Origin of the sequence: Dyadobacter linearis, assembly GCF_907165045.1 — a bacterium.
Classification (GTDB): domain Bacteria; phylum Bacteroidota; class Bacteroidia; order Cytophagales; family Spirosomataceae; genus Dyadobacter; species Dyadobacter linearis.
In genome coordinates this window covers 58,255-82,691 of sequence record NZ_CAJRAU010000010.1, presented here as the reverse complement: position 1 = coordinate 82,691, position 24,437 = coordinate 58,255, and the positions used below count along the sequence as shown (strand labels likewise).

At 45.0% G+C, this 24,437-nt stretch carries 29 protein-coding genes; 14 read left to right on the top strand and 15 right to left on the bottom strand.

Going from position 1 to position 24,437, the window contains the following annotated elements; all coding sequences use genetic code 11:
• Genes KOD92_RS24710 through KOD92_RS24700 form a run of 3 tightly spaced genes read left to right on the top strand, consistent with a single transcriptional unit; the run spans nucleotide 1 to nucleotide 2,290 of the window.
• A complete protein-coding gene (locus KOD92_RS24710; protein ID WP_215236292.1) occupies nucleotides 1–570 on the top strand; it encodes a sugar transferase in 570 nt (189 codons plus the stop codon).
• A gap of 1 nt (nucleotide 571) precedes the next feature.
• Complete coding sequence (locus KOD92_RS24705; RefSeq protein WP_215236291.1) at nucleotides 572–1,159, top strand: acetyltransferase; 588 nt, start codon at nucleotides 572–574, stop codon at nucleotides 1,157–1,159.
• Between the two features lie 9 nt (nucleotides 1,160–1,168).
• Nucleotides 1,169–2,290, top strand: a complete 1,122-nt coding sequence (locus KOD92_RS24700) for an aminotransferase class I/II-fold pyridoxal phosphate-dependent enzyme (protein ID WP_215236290.1) — start codon at nucleotides 1,169–1,171, stop codon at nucleotides 2,288–2,290.
• A 53-nt stretch (nucleotides 2,291–2,343) separates the two neighbouring features.
• Here the strand turns inward: KOD92_RS24700 and KOD92_RS24695 are convergent, their stop codons facing one another.
• The 4 genes from KOD92_RS24695 to KOD92_RS24680 all read right to left on the bottom strand — a co-directional run bounded on the left by KOD92_RS24695 (nucleotide 2,344) and on the right by KOD92_RS24680 (nucleotide 4,843).
• Complete coding sequence (locus KOD92_RS24695; RefSeq protein ID WP_229254832.1) at nucleotides 2,344–3,195, bottom strand: FKBP-type peptidyl-prolyl cis-trans isomerase; 852 nt, start codon at nucleotides 3,193–3,195, stop codon at nucleotides 2,344–2,346.
• Nucleotides 3,196–3,275: 80 nt separating this feature from the next.
• A complete protein-coding gene (gene nth / locus KOD92_RS24690; protein ID WP_215236289.1) occupies nucleotides 3,276–3,938 on the bottom strand; it encodes an endonuclease III in 663 nt (220 codons plus the stop codon).
• A gap of 79 nt (nucleotides 3,939–4,017) precedes the next feature.
• Nucleotides 4,018–4,269 carry a hypothetical protein gene (locus KOD92_RS24685; protein WP_215236288.1) on the bottom strand — a complete coding sequence of 84 codons (252 nt, stop codon included), beginning with the start codon at nucleotides 4,267–4,269 and terminating at the stop codon, nucleotides 4,018–4,020.
• Nucleotides 4,244–4,843, bottom strand: coding sequence for an RNA polymerase sigma factor (locus KOD92_RS24680; RefSeq protein WP_149639748.1), 600 nt, complete (start codon nucleotides 4,841–4,843; stop codon nucleotides 4,244–4,246). Before KOD92_RS24680 ends, KOD92_RS24685 begins: the two co-directional genes overlap by 26 nt.
• Before the next feature lie 382 nt (nucleotides 4,844–5,225).
• Here KOD92_RS24680 and KOD92_RS24675 point away from each other — a divergent pair, with 382 nt between their 5' ends.
• Complete coding sequence (locus KOD92_RS24675) at nucleotides 5,226–5,921, top strand: YjjG family noncanonical pyrimidine nucleotidase (RefSeq protein ID WP_215236287.1); 696 nt, start codon at nucleotides 5,226–5,228, stop codon at nucleotides 5,919–5,921.
• A 5-nt stretch (nucleotides 5,922–5,926) separates the two neighbouring features.
• Here the strand turns inward: KOD92_RS24675 and KOD92_RS24670 are convergent, their stop codons facing one another.
• The 5 genes from KOD92_RS24670 to KOD92_RS24650 are packed head-to-tail and all read right to left on the bottom strand — an operon-like array spanning nucleotide 5,927 to nucleotide 9,981.
• The gene (locus KOD92_RS24670) at nucleotides 5,927–6,751 is read right to left on the bottom strand and encodes a phytanoyl-CoA dioxygenase family protein (RefSeq protein WP_215236286.1); all 825 of its coding nucleotides are present in this window, start codon (nucleotides 6,749–6,751) and stop codon (nucleotides 5,927–5,929) included.
• A 50-nt stretch (nucleotides 6,752–6,801) separates the two neighbouring features.
• Nucleotides 6,802–7,692: a trypsin-like peptidase domain-containing protein gene (locus KOD92_RS24665; RefSeq protein WP_215236285.1), complete on the bottom strand. Its 891-nt coding sequence runs from the start codon at nucleotides 7,690–7,692 to the stop codon at nucleotides 6,802–6,804.
• Between the two features lie 24 nt (nucleotides 7,693–7,716).
• Entirely contained in the window at nucleotides 7,717–8,256 is a 540-nt protein-coding gene (locus tag KOD92_RS24660; RefSeq protein ID WP_215236284.1) for a DUF2911 domain-containing protein, read from the bottom strand.
• Nucleotides 8,257–8,259: 3 nt separating this feature from the next.
• The gene (gene porG / locus KOD92_RS24655) at nucleotides 8,260–8,961 is read right to left on the bottom strand and encodes a type IX secretion system protein PorG (protein ID WP_229254830.1); all 702 of its coding nucleotides are present in this window, start codon (nucleotides 8,959–8,961) and stop codon (nucleotides 8,260–8,262) included.
• A gap of 9 nt (nucleotides 8,962–8,970) precedes the next feature.
• Nucleotides 8,971–9,981, bottom strand: a complete 1,011-nt coding sequence (locus KOD92_RS24650) for a hypothetical protein (RefSeq protein WP_229254829.1) — start codon at nucleotides 9,979–9,981, stop codon at nucleotides 8,971–8,973.
• Nucleotides 9,982–10,178: 197 nt separating this feature from the next.
• Here KOD92_RS24650 and KOD92_RS24645 point away from each other — a divergent pair, with 197 nt between their 5' ends.
• The 3 genes from KOD92_RS24645 to KOD92_RS24635 are packed head-to-tail and all read left to right on the top strand — an operon-like array spanning nucleotide 10,179 to nucleotide 12,589.
• Entirely contained in the window at nucleotides 10,179–10,805 is a 627-nt protein-coding gene (locus KOD92_RS24645) for an ABC transporter ATP-binding protein (protein WP_215236283.1), read from the top strand.
• 51 nt (nucleotides 10,806–10,856) lie between these two features.
• Complete coding sequence (locus tag KOD92_RS24640) at nucleotides 10,857–12,083, top strand: ABC transporter permease (RefSeq protein ID WP_215236282.1); 1,227 nt, start codon at nucleotides 10,857–10,859, stop codon at nucleotides 12,081–12,083.
• A gap of 53 nt (nucleotides 12,084–12,136) precedes the next feature.
• Complete coding sequence (locus tag KOD92_RS24635; protein WP_215236281.1) at nucleotides 12,137–12,589, top strand: DUF3299 domain-containing protein; 453 nt, start codon at nucleotides 12,137–12,139, stop codon at nucleotides 12,587–12,589.
• An 11-nt stretch (nucleotides 12,590–12,600) separates the two neighbouring features.
• Here the strand turns inward: KOD92_RS24635 and KOD92_RS24630 are convergent, their stop codons facing one another.
• Together KOD92_RS24630 and KOD92_RS24625 are read right to left on the bottom strand one after the other, a co-directional pair.
• Complete coding sequence (locus tag KOD92_RS24630) at nucleotides 12,601–13,686, bottom strand: complex I subunit 1/NuoH family protein (RefSeq protein ID WP_215236373.1); 1,086 nt, start codon at nucleotides 13,684–13,686, stop codon at nucleotides 12,601–12,603.
• A 49-nt stretch (nucleotides 13,687–13,735) separates the two neighbouring features.
• Nucleotides 13,736–14,746 (bottom strand): gliding motility protein GldB-related protein, encoded by a 1,011-nt coding sequence (locus KOD92_RS24625; RefSeq protein WP_215236280.1) that lies wholly within the window; start codon nucleotides 14,744–14,746, stop codon nucleotides 13,736–13,738.
• Nucleotides 14,747–14,765: 19 nt separating this feature from the next.
• On the opposite strand from KOD92_RS24625, the gene KOD92_RS24620 reads away from it, so the two are divergent.
• Nucleotides 14,766–15,641 carry an NAD-dependent epimerase/dehydratase family protein gene (locus KOD92_RS24620; RefSeq protein ID WP_215236279.1) on the top strand — a complete coding sequence of 292 codons (876 nt, stop codon included), beginning with the start codon at nucleotides 14,766–14,768 and terminating at the stop codon, nucleotides 15,639–15,641.
• Between the two features lie 70 nt (nucleotides 15,642–15,711).
• On the opposite strand, the gene KOD92_RS24615 is transcribed toward KOD92_RS24620, so the two are convergent.
• The 3 genes from KOD92_RS24615 to KOD92_RS24605 all read right to left on the bottom strand — a co-directional run bounded on the left by KOD92_RS24615 (nucleotide 15,712) and on the right by KOD92_RS24605 (nucleotide 19,041).
• Nucleotides 15,712–16,866, bottom strand: coding sequence for a TlpA disulfide reductase family protein (locus KOD92_RS24615; RefSeq protein ID WP_215236278.1), 1,155 nt, complete (start codon nucleotides 16,864–16,866; stop codon nucleotides 15,712–15,714).
• 36 nt (nucleotides 16,867–16,902) lie between these two features.
• The gene (gene gatB / locus KOD92_RS24610; RefSeq protein ID WP_215236277.1) at nucleotides 16,903–18,396 is read right to left on the bottom strand and encodes an Asp-tRNA(Asn)/Glu-tRNA(Gln) amidotransferase subunit GatB; all 1,494 of its coding nucleotides are present in this window, start codon (nucleotides 18,394–18,396) and stop codon (nucleotides 16,903–16,905) included.
• Between the two features lie 87 nt (nucleotides 18,397–18,483).
• A complete protein-coding gene (locus KOD92_RS24605) occupies nucleotides 18,484–19,041 on the bottom strand; it encodes a c-type cytochrome (RefSeq protein WP_215236276.1) in 558 nt (185 codons plus the stop codon).
• A 273-nt stretch (nucleotides 19,042–19,314) separates the two neighbouring features.
• Between KOD92_RS24605 and rpmG the strand changes: the two genes are divergently transcribed.
• From rpmG to KOD92_RS24575, 6 genes are all read left to right on the top strand, one after another.
• A complete protein-coding gene (gene rpmG, locus KOD92_RS24600) occupies nucleotides 19,315–19,497 on the top strand; it encodes a 50S ribosomal protein L33 (RefSeq protein WP_019944752.1) in 183 nt (60 codons plus the stop codon).
• 27 nt (nucleotides 19,498–19,524) lie between these two features.
• Nucleotides 19,525–19,677, top strand: a complete 153-nt coding sequence (locus KOD92_RS24595; protein WP_149639761.1) for a DUF4295 domain-containing protein — start codon at nucleotides 19,525–19,527, stop codon at nucleotides 19,675–19,677.
• Nucleotides 19,678–19,811: 134 nt separating this feature from the next.
• Nucleotides 19,812–20,774 (top strand): signal recognition particle-docking protein FtsY, encoded by a 963-nt coding sequence (ftsY, locus tag KOD92_RS24590; protein ID WP_215236275.1) that lies wholly within the window; start codon nucleotides 19,812–19,814, stop codon nucleotides 20,772–20,774.
• A 177-nt stretch (nucleotides 20,775–20,951) separates the two neighbouring features.
• Nucleotides 20,952–21,401, top strand: a complete 450-nt coding sequence (locus tag KOD92_RS24585) for a hypothetical protein (RefSeq protein WP_215236274.1) — start codon at nucleotides 20,952–20,954, stop codon at nucleotides 21,399–21,401.
• 133 nt (nucleotides 21,402–21,534) lie between these two features.
• A complete protein-coding gene (rimO, locus tag KOD92_RS24580) occupies nucleotides 21,535–22,845 on the top strand; it encodes a 30S ribosomal protein S12 methylthiotransferase RimO (RefSeq protein WP_215236273.1) in 1,311 nt (436 codons plus the stop codon).
• 69 nt (nucleotides 22,846–22,914) lie between these two features.
• A complete protein-coding gene (locus KOD92_RS24575) occupies nucleotides 22,915–23,391 on the top strand; it encodes a DUF4293 domain-containing protein (protein WP_215236272.1) in 477 nt (158 codons plus the stop codon).
• A gap of 45 nt (nucleotides 23,392–23,436) precedes the next feature.
• Here the strand turns inward: KOD92_RS24575 and KOD92_RS24570 are convergent, their stop codons facing one another.
• Nucleotides 23,437–24,411 carry a KpsF/GutQ family sugar-phosphate isomerase gene (locus KOD92_RS24570; RefSeq protein ID WP_215236271.1) on the bottom strand — a complete coding sequence of 325 codons (975 nt, stop codon included), beginning with the start codon at nucleotides 24,409–24,411 and terminating at the stop codon, nucleotides 23,437–23,439.
• Nucleotides 24,412–24,437 lie beyond the last annotated feature (26 nt).

The window sequence follows — 24,437 nt, the reverse complement described above, 5'->3', positions numbered from 1 at the left end:
ATGTATAAAAAATCAGGAAAGAGAATTTTAGACTTGATAATAGCGGCAGCCGGGATCTTCATCTCGCTGCCGCTATTTGTTTTAATAACCCTCGTTGTCTGCATTGATTCGCGCGGGAGGCCCTTTTTTCTTCAAAAACGGCCGGGACTAAATGAGAAGTTGTTTACGCTGGTCAAACTTAGGACAATGCGTAACAATGGTGAAGTTACCGCCTTCGGCCGCATTCTGAGGATCACTTCATTTGATGAGATCCCGCAGCTTTGGAATGTGTTGCGTGGTGAAATGAGCATTGTGGGCCCCCGTCCGCTTTTGGTGCAATACCTTCCTTTGTATAATGAGTTTCAAAAGCAGCGTCACACCGTTTTGCCTGGCATTACCGGCCTCGCGCAGGTGAATGGACGAAATGAGATCAGCTGGCAGGAGAAATTTGAGTACGATGTTGCTTACGTGCGGGATCTGTCGCTAGAACTGGATCTGGAAATTCTTGGTCGGACGTTTTCCCAACTTTTGGACCGCAAAAATGTAAAGCCTTTGTCCGGCCTGCCAACTGACGAATTTAAAGGAAACTGATATGCTGATCTACGGAGCGGGCGGCCATTCGAAGGTCATTTTCCGAATGCTGATTGATGCAGGAATAACAGTCGAAGCAATTTTCGACGATCAAATGGATACTGCTCTTTTTGAACAGGCAACAGTCACTTACCACCCGCAAATTTTTGCCGGACAGGAGCTGATCGTCGCGGTAGGAGACAATTCGGCAAGGCGCTTAATAGCAGAAAAAGTAAGTCATAAGTTTAGCAATTTCATTCATGAAAGCGCATTTATCGACTCCACGGTAATGATCGGGGAAGGTTCTGTGGTTTTTCAACAGGCAGTTATCCAGGCAGATGCGCGGATTGGCAAGCATGTAATTATCAATACAGCAGCAATTGTAGAACACGAATGCGAGCTCGGCGATTTCGTGCACGTAGCGCCTCGGGCTACGCTTTGCGGCAATGTGAAAGTTGGTGAAAATACGTTGCTGGGTGCCTGCTGCATTATTTTACCTAATATTTCAATTGGAAAAAACTGCATGATCGGCGCAGGTAGCATCGTTACCAAATCAGTTCCGGATAATGTTACCGCCGCAGGTAACCCGGCCAGAATTTTAACATATTAACCACATACTATGAATTACAGAATATGGCTGTCGCCTCCACACATGGGCGGTGGAGAATTGAAATACGTTCAAGAGGCGTTTAATAGCAATTGGATCGCGCCTGCCGGACCTAATATTGGTCATTTTGAAAATGAGCTAGCCCAATATACCGATGCAAAATATGCGGTTGCGCTGGCTTCCGGGACAGCGGCTATTCATTTAGCATTGTGTGCATTAGGTGTAGGCAAAGGCGATATTGTACTCTGCCAGTCGCTGACTTTCGTTGCCACTGCTAATCCGATTCTGTATCTCGGCGCCACGCCCGTTTTCATCGATAGCGAACCAAAAACGTGGAATATATGCCCACAGGCTTTGGAAACGGCGGTAACGTATTACATAAAGCGTAACCAAAAACCAAAAGCATTGATCTGCGTGCATTTGTATGGAATGCCTTGTTTAATGAATGAGTTGCTGGCGATTTGTGACAAGTACGGTATTGCATTGATAGAAGATGCAGCCGAGGCGCTGGGTTCTACGTATAGAGGGAAGCATTTGGGCACTTTCGGCAAAGCTGGGATTATTTCTTTTAATGGAAATAAAATAATCACTACTTCCGGCGGTGGCGCTTTACTTTCAGATTCTAAAACGCTTACGGATAAAGCCAGGTTTTTAGCGACGCAGGCGAAAGATCCGGCTACTTATTTTCAGCATTCCGAGGCTGGCTATAATTACGCGATGAGCAATGTTTGTGCAGGTATCGGGCGCGGACAAATGGAAGTTCTGAATGAGCGTGTGGCAGCGCGCCGGTCTAATTTCAATCGGTATCAGCAGTACCTGGCTGCAATTCCCGGCATTTCATTTCAGGAGGAACCAGCAGGCGGATATTCAAACCGCTGGCTGACTGCATTGCAATTAACTTCCAATGTTGCGCCAGAAGAAATCAGACTGGCTCTTTTCGAAAAAGGAATAGAATCCAGACGGGTCTGGAAACCGATGCATTTACAACCACTTTATAAATCAGCACCCTACTTTGGAGGAAATGTGGCTGAAAATCTTTTTGAAAATGGTATTTGCCTTCCATCCGGATCTCAGTTAACGGAGCAAGAGGTTACAGAAATAAGCAACGTAATTATTGAATTGGTTGAAAAATAAAAAAGGCTGTTCATGAGCGGGTCACGAACAGCCTTTTTCTCTTAACTAGCGTATTACAGAATTTCGATCTCGAATTGTAATGGCGTGTAAGGCGGTACCTTCGGGTTACCGTTAGCTCCGTATCCAAGAGAAGACGGAAAAATGATAATCGCTTTTTCAGTTTTCCTCATTCTTCGCACTGCTCTGTCGAATCCCGGAATCACACCGTTAGTGCCGGTAGTTACTGCAATGGTTCCTTCGTCGAATTTCGAATCGTCTAAGAACTTTCCAACGTATTTAACGCTGACGGATTTGCCCACACCCAGCGTATCCCCAGTAACCGTGTTGGTTCTAATAATTACCAAATTACTGCTGGTACGCTCAGAGACAGGAAATTGCTTCCTCGCCAGGAAATCGTCGATCTGCTGAACTTCGGTTCTGGTTTTTACAAATTCAATTTCAAGTCTGATCACAGAATAAGCAGGGATGTTTACTCTTTCTGCATTGCCAAAAGCCAACGTGTAAGGCAGAAGAAAAGTAGCTTTTTCTCCCGTTTTCATCAGGAATATTCCGCGCTCAAGACCGAAGATATTGGTCGAATATCCCTCCGCTGGAAAAGTAAATGTCGAATCGTCTTTGATTGATAAAACCTTCGTTCCATTCAACAGATATCCATTGATCCTGACAGTCGCTCCGTCCCCTCTCTTTGGCCGCTGACCATTTGGATTTGACTTCCTGATAATGTAATACAAACCCGAACTATCCTTTATCGCAGAAGATCCTGCGCTGTCTTTTGCGAGAAACTCCTGGATCTGAGTCTCGTTCTCAGCCATTTTCTCCTCATCCTCGTTGTCGGATTTCATACATCCTGACAAACCTGCCACCATAGCAAGTAAAAAACACAATGCTAAATAAGTACGCTTCATTTCTTGTCTTCCTTTCTTTTAAATTAAATGGGATTAACTACTTGCATCGATAGACTCTGCGCAACTGTTATTGGTTGCAATCACAAAGCCGAAACTTCCATAAGTACATTTTTTTCGTAGAATCTGCAAAAGGAAGATAACGGGCACACGCCGCATTTCGGGTTTCTGGCGACGCAAATATAACGTCCGTGCAAAATCAGCCAGTGATGCGCTTTATGAACGAGCTGTTTCGGAATATATTTTACCAATATTTTCTCAACACTTAACGGCGTTTTCGCAGTAGAAGGAACGAGCCCCAAACGATGCGAAACGCGGAATACGTGCGTGTCGACTGCCATTGCAGGCTGGTTAAATATCACCGACGCAATTACATTGGCTGTCTTTCGACCAACGCCCGGCAGCTTTTGCAGTTCATCCACGGAAGCCGGCACTTCTGAGCCAAATTGCTCGACCAGCATCCGGGCCATTCCTACCAAATGCTTACTCTTATTGTTTGGGTAGGATATTGAGCGGATATAGGTAAAAACCTCTTCTGCATTGGAAGCGGCCAGCGCCTCAGGAATGGGAAAACGCTCGAAAAGCGGCGGCGTCACGATGTTTACGCGTTTGTCTGTGCATTGTGCCGACAATATCACCGATACCAGCAATTCGTACGGGTTGTTGTAATGTAATTCGGTTTCAGGTTCAGGGAAGTTATTGGTAAAATAATCCAGAAATAGTCTGAACCGCTCCTGTCTAAGCATAAATAGGAATCAAAGCTGATAACAACGACAAAATCCAGCTATTCAGCGAATAGCTGGTAAAAAGAAAAACCTACCGCCCTCAATTATAGAGAAGGGCAATAGGTCTTTTCGACGAGAATTGCTGTGAATATCTGAAAACTTCCGAAATCACTTTTTCCGAAGGAGTCCGGGTGATTTTGTTCATCTGGGTTTGAATTTCGAGCGAATCCAGATAGAAGTCCATCAGATTATCGTCAAGAGCAAGCGCCTCAACAATCAGTTCATTTTCATTTTCTGTTGTCTCGGCATATAAATACCTTACAACATCATCGTAGGTAAAAGTTTTTGTCATACTGTGGGGCACGTTGGTTGAATTGCTTACGCAAGTTTATCAACGCGTAACGCATCCTGCCCAATGCCGTATTAATACTCACTCCCGTGGCGTCCGCAATTTCCTGAAAACTCATGTCCTCATAGTGGCGCATGATCAGTACTTGCTTCTGCACATCAGGTAACCGCTGGATCATTTCCCGCAGTTGTTCATGTGTTTCCTGACGAATCTGGATTGACTCAACGGAATCCTCCGAAAAATCCAGCGTATTAAAAACACTGCTTCCGTCTTCGAATACTACATTGGGGTAGCGTTTATCGCGTCTGAAATAATCAATGGCAAGGTTGTGTGCGATACGTATAATCCATGGCAAGAACTTGCCCTCATCATTATATCTACCTCCTTTTATCGTATCTACGGCCTTTATAAATGTATCCTGTAATAAGTCTTCGGCTACATATTGGTCTTTGACAATTAGATAAATAGTGGTGTATATTCTTGATTTATGGCGTTGAACGAGTTTTTCGAAAGCTTTCTCGTTCCCACGGATATACAATGTCACCAACTCACTGTCGCTAACTAGGACTTTCTCCATTTTTATTATTCGATTTAGTTAACGTAGAGCGGTTCTCCGATATTGTTTCTCCTTTCTGTCTGGTGATAAAAATGAAATAATTATCTGTATTTGAAATTATACGATTCAAAGAAATAGATTTAGCAAATAATTTGCAAATGTTTGGGTTTCTTTTTTCGGGAAATTGTTTTCCGTTAACACATGTTAACAACCAGGGTATATTTTTGCTATTATTCGATCCTTTGCGATATCTTCTGTTCTTTTGGCAACAAATAATAGAATTTATCAAATAGACTTACGCTTAATTGGGGCCGACGGATTTACTCATCGACACAATTATTTTTACAAAGAAATAGAATCTAAAAATTTAACTTTTCCAATAAATATTGAACTTTTGCCAGATATGAAATACACACATATTTTCTTTGATCTGGACCATACACTCTGGGATTTTGAAAAAAATTCGTCGGAATCCCTCGAAGAGATTTTTCACCGGCTAGCCCTGGAACAACACGGAGTTACATCAAAGGACGCATTTATTACCTGTTTCCTCAAAATTAATACTGCATTGTGGGATGCTTTCGACCGCGGACAATTGCACCATACCTATATACGTGAGCAAAGGTTTAAATTGGTTTTCGCGGAACTGGGCGTACATTGCCCGGACAATCATGACGAGATCGGCGAAATGTACCTGCGGGCGCTACCTGACAAAAAACACCTGCTGGAAGGCGCATTGGATCTATTGACCTACGCTCAGGCTGCCGGCTACCGGATGCATATTATCACAAACGGTTTCAACGAAATCCAGGTACGGAAGATAGCCAGCTCTCAGATCAGCCACTTTTTCGAGAATGTGATCAGTTTCGACAATGCAAATGCGAGAAAGCCTGATCGACGGATCTTTGAATTCGCTATGCAAACCGCAGGCGCCTCTGCTGAGGAAAGTATTATGGTCGGAGATAACTGGGTTGCGGATATTATGGGGGCCAAACAGGTTGGAATAGATACCGTTTACCTCAACCCTGCCGGATTGCAGTTTGACGAGGCACCGACCTACGATATTCGCCGGCTGGAAGAACTACTGCTTATTCTTTAACCGAACTAATATTGAAACAACACAGGATTCAGCTCGCTATCGGCTGGTCCGCCAACTGGTCTGGATAGCAACCAGGTTTCCCAGTCAGCCTGCTGGTACTCATTTCTTGGCTGCACAATTTGCTGATCCTTGTCCATATAGATCATCGTCATCACCTTGCGCGGCCGGCCGGATACATTCGCTCCTGCCCGGTGGAACAGCCAGCCTGCGTGAAAGCTTACTTCGCCCAATTCAAAGGGAGTTTCATTCAATGAAAATTGCTTTAAACTCTCATTCATCAGCGCCTCGCTTTCGTCACTGATCTCGAGGTCGCGACCTATTTCTACGTGGTGACTTTTTTCTGCAAATGCCAGCGGCCCCATTTCCATCAAAGTTTCCTGAAGAGGGATCCAACCTGTAACCGTTTTAGGTGAAGAGAGTGGCCAGTAAAACTGGTCCGCATGCCAGGGAGTAATGCCTCCCGAAGATTCTTTATACAAAGCCTGGTCATGATAAAGCCGCACGCCTTTCACCTGCAACAGGTCATTCGCGATCCGGGCCAGCTTTTTTGAAAAAACAAACTCTTTTGCTTCCTCACTTTCGCGCCACAAGTTCATCACCTGCAAGAATGCCCGCTCGTAAGTCGTGCGTTCTTCCATCGGCTTGGTCAATTTGTTCAGCTTGAATACGAGATCGGTGATAACTGCTCCATAATGTTCGAGCAGCTGCGGGCTGAGCACGTTTTTGAGCTTAACATATCCATAGGTTTCGAAATGTGTAATCGATTCCTGCGAAACTATAAATGGTTCCGAAAGCTCACTCTGAATCAAATCGTATTGCAGTTCTGCCATGATCAAGTCGTTTTTCAGTAAAAAAAAGATTTTTTCAGGCAAAAACTACCTTAGTGATCCTGTTCGTAAAAGTTAATTTTTTTTTCGCGCAAGAAGTTCTTGATCACATCCACGTGCACGCATTGACCTACATTCAAAAAAGGATAATTGGAAACCCTCTTTCGCTGGCCTTCCGAAATCACTTCTCTGTTGACCTGATCAAATCCCAGATGGAGGTGGCGGGTGGCGCTTTGCATTCCGTAAATAATGCCGTTCGGATCAAACAGCGGCCCGCCGCTTTGGCCGCGTAAGCCGGGGGTGCTCATTTCAATTCCTGTTACTTCATTAGCCTCACCGATGTGCCTAGTAATGATGCCGTCGATCGGGAAACTGGGGGTTTTTGAGCGGCCCGCTTTTGTCCATTCAATATCCCCGGAATTTTTATTATACTGATAATTTGTAAACTCAGGAAAAGGGTAACCCAGCCGGCATAAGTACCGGCCTTGTCGCACAGCGCGCGAATCTTTCAGAAAATGCGCGTGGCCCTGGTATTGAATGGATTCGAAATCACGAAACTGAATAACCGCCAGGTCCTGGGTAGGATGCAAATGGATGGAGAGCGCTTTGTAAGCCGAAACGCACTGGATAAAGTTGAAAAGAATGCGGATGGGATTCACCGAGTTGATCCGGTATTTGGTTTCCAGGCTGAGCCGCTGCGTTTCTAAACCGGGGTCTTTTTCAAATTTTCGTAGTTCACCTCTGAATTTGAGATAGTTCTCGTAGATCGCATTTGCATGCAAAATCTGCTTTGCCACGTGCCTGCATGTAATTGCAAATCCGTCTTCGTTCACGAAAAACAAAGTGGCAGTTCCGGGTACGATATCGCTGCCCGAATAATATCTGAAAATGAAATGGATCGGACGGGTGAACTGATCTACTCTCTCAATAGCTCCAACAAACATGTCGGCAAATGTAGTAAACCAATCTCATTTGTGGGTGAAAGGAACCAGCGCTTCTGTCTGATCCCAGCTTAATATCATATTTACACCTTCGGGTATATCTTCAAAATAGATATTAAATTGCTCTTGAACAGTGGGGCGGATCCGAATTGGAACCTCAACCTGCATTACGTTTTTCCCGTCATTATATTCGGTACCCCATTGCCCGGTTTCTGCATTTAGGATAATCTTCCAGGTACTTTGCCCCGGAACGGAATACAGCGAGTAGGTGCCCGCCTTAACAGGTTTCCCCGCCATTAATATATCCTCTTGAAATTCGATTAACGTTGCTTCATTGGCCCCCGTTCGCCACACTTTTCCGTAAGGAGAGAGTGCATTATCCTTATCCCTGCCAAAAATCAATCTTCCTTTTTTGCTTGGCCTGCTGTAAGTAACCTTGATGCCCGCAACTTTTGAAGTTTCCGCTACTGCCTCCGGGCTGAAAGATTTGGTGTACATTCTCACGCCGGCAAACGCAATCAATCCGAGAACAATAACACCTAACCCGATCAGTAGCGCTTTCTTCATAGATCAGGGACAAACGATTTTGTAAAAAGTGTAGGTTACTGATAACCGGAGATAATAGTAGTTGTCTTTCAGTGAAGGGTCGCCTTGTACTAGCTTGTCGGTTGCGACTGGCTTGCCACCCAGATCATCAAGAAAATCTGTAAAAGTCTTTCTCGCGCCATATTCAATACCAATATTCCACGGCCGGCGAACCTGGTATTTGATACCAACACCATAAGGCAGCGTAAATGTGGATGTTTTGTAAGGATTGGTCTGAACTTTGGGATCAAACTTTGAATACCCTACCCCGCCAAATAAATAAGGACTCCAGTTGACAGCTAATCTGCGTTCCTGGAAATTCAGAAAGTTATATTCCGCGACTGCGCTTCCTTCGAATATCCTGGTCGTGAAAGACTTGTTTCTCGCTAGCTGAAAAGGATCGTCACTATGCTTGTCATCCGCACCGATAATACCTCCCGCAATTTCAGCGCGAAGCGACAATGCCTGATTAGGATTGAACCGGAAAAACAAACTACCGGCCGGTTTGATGAAGCGAATTTTTTGCGTAGGAGCAATATCGCCTTTGTAATTAAAACCCCCAATTCCAGCTCCTAACTCGATCTTCTGAGCAATTGTGGTTGTATAAATTGCGGCAAAAAAATAAATACCTGCCGACAAGATGTACAGCAAGTATTTATCAATATAGTTTCTAGAAAAATATTTCAAAGTGTGCCTTTATTTTAAAGGAGGACATTTAATTTGAGAAGGCAGCATATAGTTGATATGGATCATACCGAACAGATAATTATCCTTCAACCTGGGGCTATACCCGCGTGCGCTCCCAGGTGCGCCATAACCAGTAGCGGGAAGTGCTGCAAGAGGATCTGCGGCATCAATCTGATAATTAACCTGCAAAAATTTCTTCAAAGATTCCGTTCTGTCGGCCCCTTTTCTTACTGCAATCGGATTAGTAGAACGGTTGGATACTGTCGCCGCCAATGGATCATCCGCAAACAAAGCCGGATCTGCATACTTTCCAGCAACGTCATCCAGGTAGTCGGTAAAAGTTTTCCTGAAACCCAGTTCAGCCGAGATATCGAATCTTGAATTGATCTTGTACCGAACTCCGATTCCTACCGGTATTGCAAACTGTACCAATGAATAAGGTTTGGCATAACCTTCATTTCCCTGGCCCTCTGTACCCAGCGGCTGCAATTTAACCCAATCTCCGTCAAGAGAATCAAGTGCCTTTGGATTGTGGGCTGTTAATGCGACACCTGCAAACAGATAGGCACCAAACTGCGGGCGTCTGTCGTAACTGCGACCATCTGGAATTAATTTAAAAATACCTTGAACCGAAAATTCTTTCAGATCATTGCGAAAATGCAGGTTTCTGGCATAAAATACGTTGCTCTCATATTTTGAGCCGCGGTTCATAATGTAATCGTCGCCCGCAATTCTTGCGTAAGTGAAGCTGGCCCTGGCGCCCAGACGTGGTGTAAAGTGCCTTGTATAGTTACCCCCGATACTCCACCGCACCATTTTGAACATCGAAGCAAGCGGTCTTCTGTAAGGAGCCATATCGCCGAAATAGCTGGAAGTACCGATACCAAAACCTGCCGTAGAATATGGGACAAAAATAGCCCGGCTCTGCGCCTGAGATTCTTTACCTGCTATTAATAGTCCAAGGGTAAAAATCAACGCCAGCGTCCCGGGTACTGTCTTGAATTCAAAATTTCTACGCATTTTCAAATCGTTTTTTTGCAAAAATAGGATAGTTGTTGATTTTCTTCAGAGTGTATCACCATTTCAACGTATTTCCGATAAAATTATTTGTAGCGGTCCTAATTTTTAGAAATCCCTCCGAAAGCACATTCGCAGACGTTTTAAATTGACCTCAAATAAAACTTTGCTATCATTGCAGACCAAAAAAGATCCGGGAAATGATTACGAGTCACAATTTAAAGTTTTCCTATTCTGCTCAAAAAAAATTTCAATTTCCTGATATCAGCTGCGGTGACAGGGAAACTCTACTGATCCTGGGACAATCGGGAAAGGGAAAAACCACCCTGTTGCACCTGCTGGCACTCCTGCTACAACCCGAATCCGGCGAGGTGATTATTGGCGGAAGATCGATCAAGCACCTTTCGCATGAACAAATCGCGCTGATTCGGGCGAAGACTATTGGAATCGTTTACCAGCGGGCGCATTTTGTCAGCGCATTGTCTGTGATTGATAATATGCTGTTATCCAACTTTCTGGCAGAAAAAGACCAGGATCGGAAGAGGGCTATTTATCTGGCCAACGAGCTTGGTTTCGCAGAACATTTGTCCAAAAAAACATCGCAGCTCAGTCAGGGTGAACAGCAGCGGGTGAGCATTGCGAGGGCATTAATGAATGATCCGAATGTGATTTTGGCCGATGAACCTACTTCCAGCCTCGACGACCTTAATTGTCAGCGCGTAATTGACCTATTAAAAACACAATCCGCTTCCATAGGAGCCAGTCTGGTGGTAGTAACGCACGATCAGCGACTTAAAAGTGAATTTTCCAATCAGGTAATTTTGTAGCCCGGCGGCGAATCTATCTGCGGCCCGGCAGGCCTAGTTAAACAAAAAGCAATGAACCTTTTCAAGATCAGCCTCGCAAATATCAGGGAAAAGAAGCTTAACAGCTTTCTCAGTGCATTGTTACTGGCGCTTGGTATTGGCATGATCTCTCTGCTTTTGCTTTTGAACCAACAACTCGACGAGCAGTTCAGGAAAAATATCAAGGGGATAGATATGGTGGTGGGCGCCAAAGGAAGTCCGCTGCAACTTATTCTGTCCAGTATTTACCAGATCGACGCGCCTACCGGAAACGTGCCGCTGGCGGAGGTGAATTCTTTACGCAAAAATCCTTTCGTCAAAACGGTTATCCCGCTTTCAATGGGCGACAGTTACCAGGGTTTCCGCATTCTTGGGACAACTCCAAAATATATTGAGCATTATAAGGTAAAGGTTGCAGAGGGGCATATTCATAATGCGTCGATGGAAGTTACCGTGGGGAGTAAAGTAGCCCGCAATGCCGGACTGAAAATCGGTGATACATTTGCCAGCTCGCACGGGCTCGACGGCGAAGGCGACCAGCACGATCATAAAAAATATAAAGTAACCGGCATTTTCGCAGCAAGCGGGACGGTCGTGGACCAACTGATCGTAACCCGGCTTTCGAGTATCTGGGATGTTCACGAACATGCGGAGGCTGGTGCCGGAAAACCGGAAGAGCATCATGAGGAAGCTGGTGGCGAGGCCGAAGAGGAAGGGCAGGATGTGACGAGCGCATTGATCCAGTTCCGCAACCCGATGGGATTAATGACGATCCCGCGGCAGGTCAATACGAACACTTCCATGCAAGCCGCATTACCCAGCATTGAAATCAACCGGCTTTTCTCTTTGCTAGGAGTGGGTATCGAAACTTTGCGCGCGATCGCGCTGGTTATTATTACGATCGCCGGCGTGAGTGTTTTTGTTTCCCTTTATAATTCTTTAAAAGAAAGAAAATATGAAATGGCGCTGATGCTGTCAATGGGCGCAACCCGCACGTCGCTTTTTTTAATGTTACTGATTGAGGGGCTTTTCCTTTCGGTTGTCGGTTTTTTCGCAGGAATATTACTCAGCAGGGTCGGGTTAATGCTTTTTTCAAAGGCGGCAGAACAAGATTTCCATTATTCACTGGGCAAATTTGCGATACTGCCTGAGGAGGTCTATCTGCTTTTTGCTGCACTGGCAGTTGGTGCAATAGCCGCTGCCCTGCCTTCTATCGGTATTTATAAATTGAATATTTCGCGCACGCTGGCAGAGGAATGATAATCTGCATAAATTTGTTAGTCAGGCGAAATCCTTATTCAAATCGATTCAAAATGAAATCCTTCAATACGATCATATTCCTTTTCTGCATTACCTCTTTACTCGCGTTCAAACCTACAAATGAGCCGATTAAAGTAACCTGGGAGACTTTGAGAGATGTTACTTTCAAGAAAAAATGGTACGCGGAAGAATCCATTTATATGCTTCACCCGACATTCGGGCCGAGCGTGCAGAAACTAAAAAACCAGCAGGTAGCGATCACAGGCTATATTCTTCCGGTGGATCTGGATGCTAATCTGTACGTGTTATCTGCATTCCCATTCAGCGCCTGCTTTTTTTGCGGTGGCGCAGGGCCGGAGACTGTGATGACACTTAATTTTAAAAAGAAAGACGGGAAAAAATTCAAGACTGACGAAAGGCTTACTTTCACGGGTACATTGAAGCTCAATACAGATGATATTTACCAGATGAACTATATTCTGGACGGAGCTGAAATCACGAACTAAGCATTTGAAAATCAGATGCCTATTAGTCGCCACACGCCGCAGATAAAGAAGAGTACAAGTCCTACCGGCGTGAGCACTTTCCAGCCCAGGTACATCAGCTGGTCCACCCGCAAACGCGGTAACGTCCATCGCGCCCACATCTGGACAAGCACACCAAATACAGCTTTACCCAATAACCAAAACGCGCCGCTGAGGTATCCAAACCAGGTTCCCGGCTCTCCGCTGGTCCAGTCTGCGAGCCGCAGCGGACCGATGTTTGGAAATGGTGTATTCCAGCTTCCGAGAAAAAGAATAGCGCCAAGGAGCGACACAAGCAGCATCATACCATATTCTGAAAGCATAAATATGGCCCAGCGCATTCCTGAATATTCTGTGTGAAAACCTGCTACCAACTCAGATTCGCCTTCCGGCAAGTCAAATGGAGCGCGATTACATTCCGCAAGAGAGGCGATGAAAAAGATGACATAGGCGATCAGCAGAAAAGGATTTCGTACGATATTCCAGGATAGAAATCCACCTATCGCGCTGATATCCAGCCCAAATTGCTTCATTTCAAAAAGATAGACCGGATCAACAGCGTAAATGCCTTGCTGGAAGCTGATTGCTTGCAAGTCAAGGGTTTGCGTGAGCATTACCACACACAGTATGGATAACCCAAGCGGAATTTCGTAGGAAACGATCTGCGCCACGGCGCGCATGGCACCGAACAATGCGAATTTGTTATTAGAACCCCAGCCCGCCATTAACAGTCCGACAACATCAACTGAAACGATCGTAAGGAGAAAAAACACACCCACCGCAGCACCGGAACCGGCTAGATCAGGAGCAAGCGGCACGACAGCAAATCCGGCAAAAACGGCGACAAAAATAACGAAGGGAGCAATCAGGAAAAGCCACTTATCGGCTGCCTTGGGAACAATATCTTCCTTTTGAAGTAGCTTTAAAAGATCAGCAAAGAGTTGTAACACACCCCATTTACCCACTTCCATCGGCCCCATTCTGTCCTGGATAAATGCGGATACCTTTCTTTCCAGGTACACGCCTATTACCACAAAACCCGGCACAAGCAATAAAAATATGATCAGCGTAAATGGTATCAATGCCTTTTCAGTCAAATACTCGTTTTAGCAAAAGTAAGTAAAAAAGTTACTCCACTTCGTCTGGCTGGCCACTATACCCCGATTCCTGCAAAATCCGGCTGGCATTATCGATCTCCATCAACTCTACAATAGATACTTCCGGATTCTTATCCATAAACATTCCCACGATCCGCCAGCCGACCCAGCGCGCAATTGCACCAGGCACTTTTTCTCCTATTTCGGTGGTAAATGGTCTTTCTTCAATGAATTTCCTCTTTTGCAGCACATTCTTTTCATACAACAACTTACTCGCTATAAAGTACCCCCAGATGTTCTGCTGGCTGTTATAAGTCTTTTTAAGATCCGCCTCGGAATAGCCGATTATAAAACTGTCGGGCGTGTGGGGAAGCATAAATTTCACAAACTCGTAACCTTTTCCGTAGCCGATCATATCGCCCAGAAGCGTCGGGTCGCCCGGATCTGTCCGGTTATATTTATTGGATAAAAAGAAAACGATCGACGGAACAATGTACGCTTTCTGATAGCGCCGGAGCTGGTAATCGAAAACATCCGGCCGGTATCTTGCCTCGGGCCCGCCGAAGTAATCCAGTCCGATAATAATCAGTGAATCGGATATATACAGATCGCTGCCGGTGAATCCCGTGACGATAAATTCGACTTTGGGGGCCTGAAAGGCAGGATAGTAATGCTTGATCCGTTTGAATGCATTTGAAAGGGAATCGACAATTCCTGCTTTCCTGTCGCCGATCAGTGAATCAAGCTCCCCTCTGAAACTCTGAAAATCAGGATTTTGTAAAACACTGAACAAATAACCCGCAAGCTGCGGAGATTCGACCGGCGCTTCGGTGAAGTAATACTTTTGAAGGTGACTGTGTTTGTTTAAAAAATTTTGTACTTCTGTAACAGACTTGCAGGCAAAAAGCTCCTGATCGAGGTTTTCTGAAACGATATTGATATTAATGTCACTAATATCCGGCTCGCTCCGGTGATCGGGCTTGCAGGAGAACGAGAGTGCAGCGAGCAAAAAAAGCAGAATGATATTCTTAAAATAAACCATTCGATTACGAGAAAATAACATGTCAGGTGAAGCTTCAAAAATAGAAAAAAAACGGATAAGCATTCTTGGATGCGGTTGGCTGGGCATTGCATTAGCTCAACGCTTGCTGGTCGATCCTATTACATCGGTAGTGAAAGCGAGCACCACCTCAGAGGGGAAGCTGGCCGATTTCGAGCGTCGGGGGCTGGAAGGTTTTCGGTTACCATTAACACCAGGTTTTCCAGAAAATGACTCTGTCAGCGCATTTTTCGATACCGATTCACTGATCATTTCCCTGCCGCCGCGCTCGGGAAAAAATGAACCGGGCTTTTATACAAAACAAATAGAGGCAGTTGTAGACGCGATCAGGAACTCTCCGGTCAAAGAAGTCATATTCATCAGTTCAACTAGCATTTACCCGGATCTGAACAGAATTGTAACCGAACAAGATGTAACACTTCCGGAACATTCGCCAGCGCAGGAAATGGTTTTGGCTGAAAATCTAATTGAATCATTAAGACCTGAAAAAACGGTTAGTATTCTCAGATTCGGCGGTTTGCTGGGCTATAACCGCATTCCGGGCAAATATGTGCAGGGACAAAAAGATATGTCAACCGGCGAAATACCTGTTAATTACATTCACCGCGATGATGGCGCGGCTGTAATCTTAACAATGCTGAAACTGGGAGTAAAAAACGAGACTTTCAATATAGTAGCGCCGCTACACCCACCCCGAAAAGCCATTTATCTGGATACCTGCGCACAATTCGGCTGGGAAGCGCCTACCTTTTTGTCACCCGCAGCGAAGCCCGATTTCAAGATCATTTCCAACGAAAAACTTACCCAGCATTTTCCCTACGAATTTCTGTACCCGGATCCGCTGCGATTTCTTTATATGCTGGAAGATCCTATCTGATAGTAATATAAAGAAAAAATCCGCAGAATGTTTTCCGCGGATTTTGATATTGATATAACCAAAAAGTAAACTATTGAGCTCCTCCGAGCAATTCGGTCAACTTGCTTTCCAGCGCAGGCCCGCGCAGGTTTTTAGCGATGATCTTGCCGTCTTTATCCACCAAAAAAGTGGCTGGTATTGCATTCACACCGTAAGTCTGCGCCACGCCGGAGTTCCATTTTTTAAGTTCTGAGCCGTGTTGCCATTTCAAATTATCCTTGGCAATCGCCGTTTTCCAGGCTTTCTCGTTATCGTCGAGCGAAACGCCGTAAATATCAAAACCCTTCTCTTTGAACTTATCATACATCCGCACCACATTCGGATTTTCCATCCGGCAAGGTCCGCACCACGAAGCCCAGAAATCGATTAATACATATTTTCCGCGCAGCGACGACAATGCAACCGGCTTACCTTCGGGGCTAGTTAGTGTAAAATCAGGCGCGTCCTGACCAATCGTGACACCCGCAAATCTTTTGATCTGCCCGATAAACATTTTTGCCAAAGTCGGCATAGGCTGTACCTGCTCGTAATCGGCAGCCAGCTTTTTAAGGACCTCAATATCTGTTTCGGGATTCAAAAAGTTATTGGCCGTGAATAGCGCGACCAGCGAAGTTCCCATTTCTGGCAGCAGTTTCCGGATCACCGTCAGTCTCTCTCCGTCAGCTTTCGCAAATGATTGCTGGATCTCGGCAATTTTCTTAGTGTCTTTCTTTTCTTCTGCGGCAGCATATTCTTCATTCCAAACGGTCACTTTTGCAGCAAAAGCCTGCATCAGCTGATCTATCTGCGCATAGTATTCCATGTTTTTGGAACCTGTTACCTCGGCTTTCCCTCCATTACCTTTTGCGTCTTTCGGAGTACCGTCTGCATTAATGTTAAAAGTTTCGCCGCCTTCTACCAACAGCACTACTTTTTGCCGTTCAGCTATATTTACTGTAAAAAAGCTCCCTCTGTCACTTTCCTTCGATTTGATCGTAAAACTGCGATCTGCACCAAGCTGTGTGGAATCCACTTTTACAGCTGATCCGCCGGCCGAGGATTTCGACAAGATAACCTTCTCGCCTTTGGCGCCGCTTTTTACTTTCCCGTTAATAGTAAACTCCTTCGGTTCAAGCTGTTGTGCCTGCGACTGCATTCCCGCAAAAACGAGTGCAGCCAGTAAAACGCTTTTCATCAATTTCTTCATAACCTAAGTTCAGATCTTGTTAGGGAAAACTCAATATTATAATTTCTTTGCTAACAATTGATTCACCAGTTTAGGATCCGCCGTATTGTTTGACTTCTTCATAACCTCTCCTACAAACAATCCTATCAAACCTTTTTTGCCTTTGCGGTAAGCCGCTACCTTGTCTGGCATTGAATTAATTACCTCATCTACCAACGATTCCAGCTCGTTTGTATTGCTGTTTTGCAGCCAGTTATTTGTTGCAGCAATCTCTTTCGGCTCACGCTGCGGCTCTGCCAAAAGCACCGGGAAAATTTTCTGTGTAGCCACTGAGTTACTCACCGTACCCGACTCAGCCAGGTCTATCAGATCGGCCAGACTTTGTGGGCTGACAGGAAAAAGCGCAATATCTCCTCCATTTTCGTTCAGGAAAGATTTCACCGGGCCCATTAACCAGTTCGAAACCGTTTTGTACGCTGGTGTTTTGTTACAAACCGCTTCAAAATAGTCAGCGATTTCCTTGGTATCGGTCAATACCATCGCATCATAAGTGGGGATACCATATTGGTTCACAAATTTCTCGCGCAATTCGTGCGGCAAGGCAGGCATTGCAGATGTAATAGCCGAAAGCCACTCCTCCGAAATAACGACCGGAGAAAGATCAGGATCGGGGAAGTAACGGTAATCGTTCATCGTTTCCTTTACCCGCATTCCGTAAGTCTGCCCATTATCCACATCGAACATCCGCGTTTCCTGCTGAACCTGGCCGTCGCTTTCAACCAATGCAACCTGGCGCCTCTCTTCAAAACTGATCGCCCGCATCATATTGCGAATCGAGTTCATGTTCTTAATTTCAACCTTGGTACCATACTCCGGCGCGCCGTATTTGCGAACAGAAACGTTTACATCGCAACGCAGCGAACCTTCTTCCATATTTCCATCGCTGATACCCAGGTACCTGACCAAGCGGCGGATTTCTGTTACAAAAGCGCCTGTTTCCTCTGCTGATCTCAGATCCGGTTCAGAAACCATTTCTACCAGCGGTGTTCCCGCGCGGTTGTAATCCAGTAAAGTTTCCTCCTGGTCACCTTCATGAACAGATTTTCCCGCGTCTTCTTCTAAGTGAATATGGTGAAAGCGAATTACTTTGTCAGTAGTTTTTCCCTCTGCATTCTTGAATGAAATCGCAACGCCGCCATTTTCACAAATGGGTTTTTTATCCTGCGAGATCTGGTATCCTTTCGGAAGGTCAGGATAGAAGTAATTTTTTCTGTCAAAAGTAGTTTTCCTGCTGATCGAACACCCGCAAGCCAGCCCGAGCCGCACTGCATATTCGATTGCTTTTTTGTTGATTTTGGGAAGTGTGCCCGGCAAAGCGAGGGTAAGCGGGCCGATATTGGTATTGGGTTCGGTGCCAAAGCGATTCACGTCCCGGGCAAACAATTTGGATTCTGTCAATAGCTGACAATGTACTTCCAGCCCGATTACGGTTTCGTAAGTGGCTAAAAGTTCGTCCGTAATATCAGCCGGTTGCAGGGTATTTTGAGTCATAATAATAGAAAATGCTATAACAAAGATATGCATACGGGCCGTCCATAGCATGGACGGCCCGTATTTATCAGACTAAAAAAGTCTCTATTACAAAGAATTGATCCAGTTGGCAATCACCACGATATCCGCTTTCGGAACGTGCGCCATCGGCGCCATTGGAGGGTAGCCAGGCCAGTGTTCCGGCTTTGGGCTGTGTACCAGCGCTACAATCTCGTCGGCAGAATATTTCTTTTTAGCCACTTCCGAATATGCCGGCCCGATTACTTTGTCATAAGCCTGGTGGCACGCGAAGCAAGCATGTTTATTAAGCAATGCAGAAACTTCGGAGGGTACCGCTTTGCGTTTTGGAGCAGCGGCTACTGCTGGAGTTGCGGCTGCGCCAGGTGCAGCGGCAGCAGTCGAATCGCCCGCTTTTGCAGAGTCACCTGCGGCAGCAGGAGCCGCAGCAGCCGGAGCGACAGCAGGTTTTTCAGGTTGATTTTTCTTGTCGTTTGCCAGCTTCACAAGTGCAGTTTCCTCTCTCGACTTGCTTCCAGATCCGTAGTAATGGTCATATTTATCACGATCGTCCTTCGAAGAGCATCCTGTCACGAAGTAAACCGCCAGGGCTACGATCGCCCAAGAAGTGCTTTTTTTCACTGTCATTGTTTTCAATTTTTAAATTTCCGCCAGATTAAGGAATGTGTTCAAACATCACACGAAGAAAGCATGTTTGCTCGATATTTCCTTCATGAATCACGCATAAAATAGATTTTATCAGCAACTTTGATGCAGTTACCCGTTTGTACTACAAGAGGTTAACTAAGCCCGCTTTCAAGAAAAATCATCAAAAATTTCTGCGGATATTTTGCTCTTATTATTGGTATTAAAATTAATGTTGTTACTTTTGCACTCCTATTTGTAAAAACGATTAAAGAAATGGCTAAGAAAGGTAATAGAGTACAGGTCATACTGGAATGCACAGAACAGAAAGAAAGCGGTGTTCCGGGAATGTCACGCTATGTGACTACAAAAAATCGGAAAAATACGCCAGGCCGTATGGAACTGAAGAAATTCAATTCTTTCCTGAGACGCTATACCGTCCATAAAGAGATCAAATAAGTTTTTAAACTTTAACAATATACAGACATGGCAAAGAAAGTAGTTGCTACCCTGAAAAAAGAAGGCGGTAAATCATTTGCCAAAGTGATTAAAGCCGTAAGATCTCCTAAAACCGGAGCTTATACCTTCAAAGAAGAAATCGTTCCCCTTGACGGTGTTCAAGGCGCTTTGAAAAACTAGTCTTCGGCTACGCTCAGACTGACATTGATCGCATTTATTCCACTGAGCGAAGCCGAAGTGTGATATTGTATTACTAAAAAGTCCCTGTTGGGACTTTTTTTGTTTTATTTTTGGTCCGTTAACATATATGGATTATGAGCTTATTCGGCTTTTTTTCGAAGGAAAAAAAAGAAACATTAGATAAGGGTCTTGAAAAAACCAAAGACAGCTTCTTTGGCAAACTTTCACGCGCTATTGTGGGTAAAACCACTATTGACGAGGATGTTCTGGACGAACTGGAAGATATTCTGGTCAGTTCAGATGTTGGTGTAGAGACTACCGTGAAGGTGATCAAACGCATTGAAGAACGAGTCGCAAGAGACAAATACGCGACTACGGCAGAGCTGGACAGCATTCTTCGGGAGGAAATCGCTGCGCTGCTTACAGAGAATAAATCCATCGATATTAAAGACAGTTTCGAAACCCAGCATTTACCAAAACCTTACGTGATTATGGTTGTAGGTGTAAATGGTGTTGGTAAAACGACTACGATCGGCAAGCTGGCGCATCAGTTTCACCAGCGTGGGCACAAGGTCGTACTCGGAGCAGCTGATACGTTCCGCGCAGCGGCGGTCGACCAACTGAAATTATGGGGAAAAAGGGTTGACGTTCCTGTGATCGACCACGGAATGAATACTGACCCTTCGGCGGTTGCTTACGACGCATTGAAAAAAGGCAGCGAAATTGGCGCCGACGTGATTATCATCGATACGGCGGGACGTTTGCATACGAAAGTCAATCTCATGAATGAGCTTTCGAAGATTAAGCGCGTCATGCAAAAGATCATCCCCGACTCGCCGCACGAAGTTCTTCTCGTGTTAGACGGAAGTACGGGACAAAATGCAGTTATCCAGGCACGCGAGTTCACCAAAGTAACAGAAATCACTGCCCTCGCTATTACGAAACTCGACGGAACAGCCAAGGGCGGCGTGGTAATCGGTATCTCCGACGAATTCAAAATTCCTGTGAAATACATTGGTGTCGGCGAGAAAATGGATGATTTACAAGTATTTGACCGGGCTGAGTTTGTGGATTCTTTGTTTAAGAAAATAGGTTGATTGACTAATTGGGAAACATTTATTGTTGTTATAATAGCGTTGGGCGGTACCACAGCTCCACTCTTTATAATTGTATTTCGGCTGACGAAACACAACAACGAAATCTACGGTGTTCTCAAGGAGCCCCGCGTTTATAAAACGACTGTCGTCAGCTTTTTTGTGACATTTGAAAATTCCATGGCCTACATTTTTACATTTATGGCAGGTATTTTCACGACAATTCTTTTCAACCTGAATGTATATCCATCTGACGGCGATTGGAGGAGTTATCTAATGTTTGCAATCATAGTCGTAATGCTCCTTTTCCTGGCCGGCTGGATACACATTCTACACATAAATCACTGGAAACATTCGAAAAATCTGGTACTGACATTCGATCCTGAGTCAAAAACAGTGTGGGTGGAAAAGGATGGAAATGAATTCGTTTTACGGGAAGATACCATTGCATCCGTGGACGTGTACAGTAATCACACATCGAGGTACATAGTCCAATATTTCAAGTTCATACTGACCAGCGGTGAGGTGTTTTACCTTTCAGGACAAGCGAAAGGTGTGGCGGCAATTTTTGAATATTTTAAGAAAATTACGCCCATACATCACAAGCGACGTTTTCCGCTAATGCCTTAAAATGATGATTCTGATTATTTTTTTCCGAACTTTGCGCCCCGATTCTCAGTTCACAATCAATTACTTGCTACCAAAGGCATTGCAAATTTTTTAATTCAAATAGCTGAAAGCCAACCGCTGATAGCTAATCCCAATGAAAACCAAAGGAATAGTAAAAAACAAAGTCAATATCGTCACGCTGGGCTGCTCCAAGAATGTGGTGGACTCGGAAGTATTGTATACTCAGTTGAAGGGTAACGGTTTTGCAGTAGCTCACGAGTCTAAAAGAGATGATTCTCAGATTGTGGTGATCAACACCTGCGGGTTTATTGATAATGCCAAAGAAGAATCGATCAATACCATTCTACGCTATGCCGACGCAAAAGCAGCTGGAATGGTGGATAAAGTTTATGTTACCGGCTGTTTGTCACACCGTTACAAAGATGAGCTTTCAATAGAGATCCCGACCGTCGACGCCTGGTTTGGCACCAACGAATTGCCAAGATTGCTGAAAACGCTCAAAGCAGATTACAAACACGAGCTCGTAGGCGAACGTTTATTAACAACTCCAACACATTACGCTTACCTGAAAATTGCCGAAGGCTGTGATCGGCCGTGCAGTTTTTGCGCGATCCCCATCATGCGCGGAGGCCACATTTCCCGCCCGATAGACGAGTTGATAAAAGAGGCCAAATCACTTGCGAAACGAGGTACCAAAGAGCTGATCCTCATTGCGCAGGATTTGACTTACTACGGTCTTGATATTTACAAAAAAAGAAACCTCTCAGACCTGATCGCCCAACTTTCCGACATAGAAGGAATTGAGTGGATCAGGCTGCAATATGCTTATCCTGCCGGTTTCCCGATGGATATCCTGGACATTATGAATGAGCGCAGTAATGTTTGCAAATACCTTGATATGCCGCTTCAAACGGGTTCTACCGAGATTTTGAAATCAATGCGCAGAGGTATTACGCGTGAAAAAACGGAATCTCTCATTTACAGTATCCGCGAAAAGGTACCAGGCATCACATTGCGCACAACATTGATCGTAGGGCACCCGGGCGAAACCGAAGCACTTTTTGATGAAACTTACGATTTTGTAGAAAAACTGCGTTTCGACCGTTTGGGCGCATTTCAATATTCTCACGAAGACAATACACATTCGTATACTTTGGAAGATAATGTGCCTGCCGAAATCAAACAGGAACGCGCCGACGCGATCATGGAATTGCAGCAGGGAATTTCCTACGAATTGAACCAGCAGAAAATCGGGAATACCTACAAAGTTTTATTCGATCGCAAAGAAGGAGGCCATTTTATCGGAAGGACTGAATTCGATTCGCCGGAAGTAGATAATGAAGTACTTGTTCCAGCTAGTCAATATGTTAGGTTAGGCGATTTTGCGAACGTTAAGATTAATAATGCAGAAGAATTTGACCTCTACGGTGAAGTTGTCTCCTGATATTTTCGCCGCTGGGTTAGTCTTGCTAAATTTGCCTTTCAAAATTTTGAATAATAATATTTAAAAGAAATGTTACAAAGAGTACAAACTGTTTTTCTAGCTATTGCAGTGATCGGAATGGGCATGTTCCTTGCTTTCCCGATTTGGAATAAAGTATCACTCTCGGGAGATCAGAACGCGTTGCTCACCGCAACAAAACTGACGCACCAGGTTACGCCCGTGCAATCCAATATCCAGCCCGTTTATTATTTGATCGCACTGGCAATTCTTGTGGCCGGTATTTCTGCTTACGCCATTTTCCAGTACCGGAACAGAGTTCTGCAATCGGCACTATGTGCCGTCAATTCGATTGTAATGACGATTTTGATGGGATTGGTGATCTATTTCACATTCTATAAAGCTGCCAAATTATTTGATCCGGAGCTTCCCGGCAAATACGATATGGGCTTTTACGGACTGGTAGGGGCAATGCTTGCAAACGTTTTCGCCAACCGTTTTATTCGGAAAGACGAACGCACCGTGCAGCAATCCAAAAGATTCAGATAATCCCTTCGGCAATCGGCACTTAGCCCGTGCGCTCAGGGTACCAAATTACACCAATCCTTCGCGTAACAGATCATGCAGGTGGACGAAGCCCAGTACCTGGTTGTTTTCAACGACAATTAGCTGGGTAATACTCTTCGACTGCATGATCTCCAACGCATTCACCGCATATTCATCGGGTGAAACCGTGACCGGCGCGATCGTCATAATGTCGCTGGCTTTCAAATTCAGCAAGCTTTCGCCTTCGTGTTCTTTCAGCATCCGGCGTAAATCTCCGTCGGTTATAATGCCCGCCATTTGATTTTCCCCTTTTATTACTGCGGTTGCCCCCAGCCTTTTTGAAGTCATTTCGAGGATAACCTGCTGTAATGTAGCACTTTCTGTTACGCTTGGCAGTGCATTATGCGGGTATAGGTCGCAGACTTTCAGATAAAGCCTTTTTCCAAGGGCCCCGCCCGGGTGATATTTGGCAAAATCGTCGTGCGTAAACCCTCGCGCTTCCAGCAAACAAATAGCCAAAGCGTCGCCCAGCGCCATCGTAACGGACGTACTGGTAGTTGGCGCCAGGTTTAGCGGATCGGCTTCTCTGGGCGCGTATGCGTGCAGGATAAAGTCGCTGTTTTTTGCCAGATAAGAATCCCTGTTACTGACCATCGCGATCATTTTCACACCGGTTCTTTTCAGCAGCGGAACCAAAACTTTGATCTCCGGCGTATCGCCGCTTTTTGAGATCACCAATACCACATCATTATCCTGGATCATTCCAAGGTCACCATGAATAGCATCGCCTGCGTGCATGAACAATGCGGGCGTTCCGGTTGAGTTTAAGGTAGCTACGATTTTCTGCCCTACGATCGCGCTTTTGCCTATTCCCGAAATCACAACCCGGCCTCCCGAATTTAAAATAGTATATACGCAGTTTTCAAATTCATCATCAATCAGTTCAATAATTGTATGCAAAGCTTCTGCCTCCTGCCGTATTACTTCTTTTGCTATTGACTGGATATTTTTTATTAATTTCAAATCTGAAACACAGTTTAAAAGGATAC